The organism is Limosilactobacillus difficilis, from assembly GCF_947387495.1.
GTDB classification, from domain to species: Bacteria; Bacillota; Bacilli; order Lactobacillales; family Lactobacillaceae; genus Limosilactobacillus; species Limosilactobacillus difficilis.
Genome location: NZ_CANDNU010000095.1, coordinates 1 through 1,174 on the forward strand (window position 1 = coordinate 1; position 1,174 = coordinate 1,174).

General features: G+C 34.0%; 1 protein-coding gene. It reads left to right on the forward strand.

Features of this window, described 5'->3' with window-relative positions:
- Positions 1-112: 112 nt before the first annotated feature.
- Positions 113-1,126 carry an oligosaccharide flippase family protein gene (locus QOR82_RS09095; protein WP_283584416.1) on the forward strand — a complete coding sequence of 338 codons (1,014 nt, stop codon included), beginning with the start codon at positions 113-115 and terminating at the stop codon, positions 1,124-1,126.
- The last annotated feature ends 48 nt before the right edge of the window (positions 1,127-1,174 follow it).

A 1,174-nucleotide genomic window follows, 5' to 3' on the forward strand; every position in this document is an offset into this window, starting at 1 on the left:
CGTTCTCATCAACCAATAATTAATTGGTCAGTGCTATTTATTTCAGCTTAGTGGCTAACTTATTCTTGAAATTTAGACTTTTGAATCAAATATAAAGTACGGTGGAAAATTAATGAACAATAAAATTTTATCTGGTGCTTTTTGGCTTTCGGTTGGAAACATTCTTTCCAGAGTTCTAGGAGTTGTCTATCTAATTCCTTGGATCATAATGATAGGGAAACATAATATTTCTCCTGCTCAAGCGCTATTTAATAGTGCCTATACCCCATATGCATTATTCATTTCGTTGGGAACAGCTGGATTTCCTTCTGCAATTGCTAGGCGTGCTGCTCTTTATAATAGCCATAAACAATATCAAGACAGTGCTACTCTTTTAAAGTCTGGCGTAGTCCTAATGGGGATATCCGGCTTTTTTTGTGCAATTATATTATTCGCATTAGCACCTATAATTGCTAAAAATAGTCCCGTAGCATCATCTAAGGAGGCAACAAATGCAATTCGTATTGTGGCTCCGGCCTTAGCATTGATTCCATTAATGAGTGCTGTTAGAGGATGGCTTCAGGGAAATCAAGATTTAAAACCATTTGGATTATCACAGGTTATTGAGCAGTTTATGCGGGTCTTGTTTATCCTTATTTCAACATACATAGTTATTTATGTATTGCACCTAAATTTCAATATTGCTGTACGGACTAGTATTTTTGCTGCCTTTATTGGCGCTTGTAGTGGTTTAATTTATTTATGCTGGTATTTGATTAGACATTATCATAAAAAACTTTCGTGGAATTTTGATTCTGCCCAGATGATAAAAACATTCCAATTAATAAAAGTAACTTTTTATGAATCAATCCCATTCTTATTAGTTGGATCTGGGATAACCATTGCGCAACTTATAGATCAAGTCTATTTCAGACAAATACTAAATAATATTCTTGGAATCTCGCTTGTTAAAACCCAGTATATTTATACTTTGTTTTCTGCCAATCCTAATAAAATAACTACAGTTATCATTGCTTTGGCGATGGCAATTTCTGAAACTAGTCTTCCTTTATTAGCGGCTAGTCGAGGAATTAAAAAAGAGATTTTGCGGTTAATATTGACGTGTACCCAAAAAGTTGGAAGTTGAATATTCTGGCTTGATAATTGAATAAATATTTTTTCTAGGCAACTAGAC